This window comes from Patescibacteria group bacterium (genome assembly GCA_028711655.1).
Lineage (GTDB): Bacteria > Patescibacteriota > Patescibacteriia > Patescibacteriales > JAQTRU01 > JAQTRU01.
In genome coordinates this window covers 1-3,814 of the sequence record JAQTRU010000061.1, presented here as the reverse complement: position 1 = coordinate 3,814, position 3,814 = coordinate 1, and the positions used below count along the sequence as shown (strand labels likewise).

Below are 3,814 nucleotides of genomic sequence, written 5' to 3'. Positions count from 1 at the left end.
TTTATCCCTATGCCCGGCATTATTTAGCAAACGTGAAAGAAAGGTTTGGCGGATACTGGAACAACCATTTTTCCACCATTGGCATTATTGGCATGAATGAAGCTTTGCTTAATTTCGCCCCGATAATAAGCGATATCACCACCCCGGCTGGAAAAGAATTCGCCGTAAAGATTCTTAACTATATGCGGGAAAAAATTATGGACTATCAGAATAAGACCAACCACCTTTATAATTTAGAAGCAACGCCGGCCGAAGGCACTTCGCGGAGGCTATCCAGGATTGATAAAGATAAATACGCCGATATTGTTGTGGCAAACGAAGAAGCCGTTCGGGACAGAAACGCCTCTCCCTTCTACACCAATTCTTCGCAATTGCCGGTTAATTATACCGATGATTTATTTGAGGCTTTGGATTTGCAGGATGATATTCAGATTAAATATACGGGCGGAACGGTTTTTCACTCTTTTATCGGAGAGGCCTTGCCCTCGGCGGAGGCCGTTAAAAATTTAGTCAAAACCATTGCCCGCAATTATCATCTCCCTTATTTCACCATCACCCCAACCTTTTCTATTTGCCCCAAGCATGGCTATATCGCCGGTGAGCACAATTTTTGCCCCAAGTGCGATGAAGAGATCGGTTATATTGAAGCAAAGAAAGAAGAAAGCGGGGAAAAAAAGAAAGAAGTCTACGCGGCCTTTGCCGGGTCAGAAAGCCGGGATAATTTAGACAAGGATATTATAGAGGCCTTGGCTTAAAAGAATTTATAAATATTAAAATAAAAACAGGAGGAATCAGGCATTAATAATCGGGAATTTCCTTTTATTAATTCCGCTTCCCGTGGTTAGGCGCTATGTCACCAATCAAAACAAAAAGACAAGAATGCGAAATTTATAGCCGAGTTTGCGGTTATTTGCGGCCGGTCAAACAATGGAACGACGGCAAGCAGGAGGAATTTATTAACCGGAAAACTTTTAAGGTAAAAGAATAAATATTTTGGGATGTTTTATCCCGAGTACTCGGGATTGGGATGTTTTGAGATTTTTGGGAAATCCTATCCCGATTATCCCAAACAATCCCGAATGTTTAAAATATTCCCATGATGATAGGCGGTTTACAAAAATTTAGTTTGCTTGACTATCCCGGCAAAATTGCGGCCATTATTTTCACTCAAGGTTGTAATTTCCGCTGCCATTTTTGCTATAACCCTATGCTTGTCCGGCCCGACAGAGCTGGCAAGTTAAAAAATAGTTTATTGGAAAAACAGCAAGAAGATCATTCTCTGATTAAAGAGGACGATCTTTTTGTTTTTTTAGATAAAAGAAAAAACAAATTGGAAGCGATTGTAATTACGGGCGGAGAGCCGACTCTCCATAAAGATTTGCCGGAGTTTATAGAAAAAATTAAAAAAATGGGTTATTTGGTAAAGCTGGATACTAACGGCACTAATCCGGAAATGCTTAATGAATTAATAAGGGGAGGTTTAATAAATTATATCGCCATGGATATAAAAGCGCCAAGGGATAAGTATAAAAAGGTGGTCGGAGTCCCGGTTGATTTCAAAAAAATTGAAAAAAGTGTTAAAATAATAAAAGAGGGCGGATTGCCCCATGAATTCAGAACAACGGCAGTTCCCGGCTTGCTTAACCGGGAAGATATTGTTAAAATTGGGGAAATTATAAGAGGGGGGCAAAATTGGTTTTTGCAGAAATTCAAAAGTGAAACCGATTTGGTGGATAATAAGTTTAAAAACGCTAAACCGTTTACTGACAAGGAGATGGAAGAGATGGCGAAGATAGGAAGGAAATATGTGAAAAAATGCGAAGCCAGATAAGATTGGGATTTTTGAGATTTTTGCGATTCTTAGGATTTTTAGGAATCATAAAGATCCTAAAAATCCTAAACATCTTAAGAATCTCATTTAAAAATTATGGATGAAGAAATTAAAAAGCTTTTAGAAAAAAATTTAGAGTTGACCAGGGAAATCAGGGAAATGGTAAAGGGAATAAAGAGATATGTTTTTTGGCAGAGAGTCTGGGGAGCTTTAAAGATTTTAATTATTGTTATTCCGATTGTTTTGGGAATTATCTATCTGCCCGCGCTTTTAAAGGATGTTTATCGCCAGTATCAGAATTTATTGGGGGCAGGAAGCAATGGCCTGGATCTGGAAGCTCTTGGCGGCAGTGGTTTTTTGAATAATTTGTTGGAATCTCAAAACGGCGGAAACATTCCCCCCGAGTTGCAAAAATATTTTCGTTAATCTTTAATTTTTTATGGTCTTGTCAGTGTTTGCCAAGGCGGTTTTGGAGGCAACCAGAAAAGTCCCTTGCGGCCGAATAACGACTTATGGCGAGATAAGCAGAATTATAGGTCGACCGAGAGCGAGCCGGGCCGTGGGGAGCGCTTTGCATAAAAATCCCTACGCGCCGGCCGTTCCCTGCCATCGGGTCGTAAAAGCTGGCGGGCAAATCGGGGGATTTAGGAAAGGCTCAAAAGCTAAAATTAAAATACTTGCCAAAGAGGGTGTGAAAGTGAAAAACGGAAAAGTGGTGGATTTTGAAGAAATTATTTATCATTGGGATTCTTAGGATATTTGGGACTCTTAGGATTCTTAGGAATCGTAAGAATCGCAAGAATCTTAATTATCTTAAGAATCTTATTAAATTTAAGATATGGATAAATTAATCACAGTTTTTGCCGAAACAACCTTTCGCAATGAACTGAAAAAATTTGGTATAAAAGAAGACGACCGGCGTCGCCATATGTATTTGATTGGAAAAACGGGCATGGGCAAGTCAACGGTTCTGGAAAATATGATTGTGGAGGATATCCGAGCCGGCCGGGGCGTAGCCGTGGTTGACCCGCATGGCGATTTGGCGGAAAAAATAATTGAATATATCCCGACTAACCGGATTAATGACGTTATTTATTTTAACCCGGCGGATATGGAATATCCGATCGCTTTTAATGTCGTGGAGCAGGTGGAACCGCACCTGCGGCACTTAGTCGCCTCCGGCTTAATAGGAGTTTTTCAGAAGCTTTGGGCTGATTCTTGGGGGCCGCGGCTGGAATATATTTTGCGCAATACTATTTTGGCGATTTTAGACTATCCGGGTTCAACCCTTTTGGGGGTAACCAGAATGCTTTCCGACAAAGTTTTCCGGAAAAAAGTAATTTCCAAAATTCAGGATCCGGTAGTCAAAGCTTTCTGGGTTAATGAATTCGCCGGTTATGCCGACAAATTCGCGGCCGAGGCGGTTTCGCCTATCCAAAACAAAGTCGGGCAATTTTTATCCAGCTCCTTAATCCGCAATATTGTCGGCCAGGTTAAATCTTCCATTGATATGCGCGAGATTATGGACGAGGGAAAAATTTTGATAATGAATCTAAGCAAGGGCCGGATTGGCGAGGATAATTCTTCTTTGCTGGGTTCAATGATGATTACGAAAATCCAGCTGGCGGCGATGAGCCGCGTCAATATTCCGGAAAATAAGAGAAAAGATTGCTATCTTTATATTGATGAATTCCAGAATTTCACTACCGACAGCTTTGCTAATATTTTGTCAGAAGCGAGAAAATACCGCCTTGATTTAATTATGGCTAACCAATATATTGAACAGCTGGGAGACGTGGTTAAGGCGGCGGTTTTCGGCAACATCGGCACTTTAATAGTTTTTCGCGTCGGGGCGACTGATGCCGAAGAGTTAGTAAAAGAATTCACCCCGACTTTTACCGAGGAAGACCTGGTCAGCCTGCCGAAATATGAGATGTATTTAAAGCTGATGATTGACGGCATTTCTTCCGATCCGTTTTCGGC

General features: G+C 41.0%; 6 protein-coding genes. All 6 read left to right on the top strand.

The window, feature by feature from the left end; genetic code table 11:
• Positions 1 to 755: anaerobic ribonucleoside-triphosphate reductase (locus tag PHQ42_05285; GenBank protein ID MDD5072114.1), on the top strand; the 755-nt coding region annotated here is incomplete at its 5' end.
• 95 nt (positions 756 to 850) lie between these two features.
• Complete coding sequence (locus PHQ42_05280; protein ID MDD5072113.1) at positions 851 to 988, top strand: anaerobic ribonucleoside-triphosphate reductase; 138 nt, start codon at positions 851 to 853, stop codon at positions 986 to 988.
• 108 nt (positions 989 to 1,096) lie between these two features.
• Entirely contained in the window at positions 1,097 to 1,831 is a 735-nt protein-coding gene (locus tag PHQ42_05275) for an anaerobic ribonucleoside-triphosphate reductase activating protein (GenBank protein ID MDD5072112.1), read from the top strand.
• 96 nt (positions 1,832 to 1,927) lie between these two features.
• Positions 1,928 to 2,257: a hypothetical protein gene (locus PHQ42_05270; protein ID MDD5072111.1), complete on the top strand. Its 330-nt coding sequence runs from the start codon at positions 1,928 to 1,930 to the stop codon at positions 2,255 to 2,257.
• A gap of 13 nt (positions 2,258 to 2,270) precedes the next feature.
• Positions 2,271 to 2,585: an MGMT family protein gene (locus tag PHQ42_05265; protein ID MDD5072110.1), complete on the top strand. Its 315-nt coding sequence runs from the start codon at positions 2,271 to 2,273 to the stop codon at positions 2,583 to 2,585.
• Between the two features lie 84 nt (positions 2,586 to 2,669).
• Positions 2,670 to 3,814: type IV secretion system DNA-binding domain-containing protein (locus PHQ42_05260; protein MDD5072109.1), on the top strand; the 1,145-nt coding region annotated here is incomplete at its 3' end.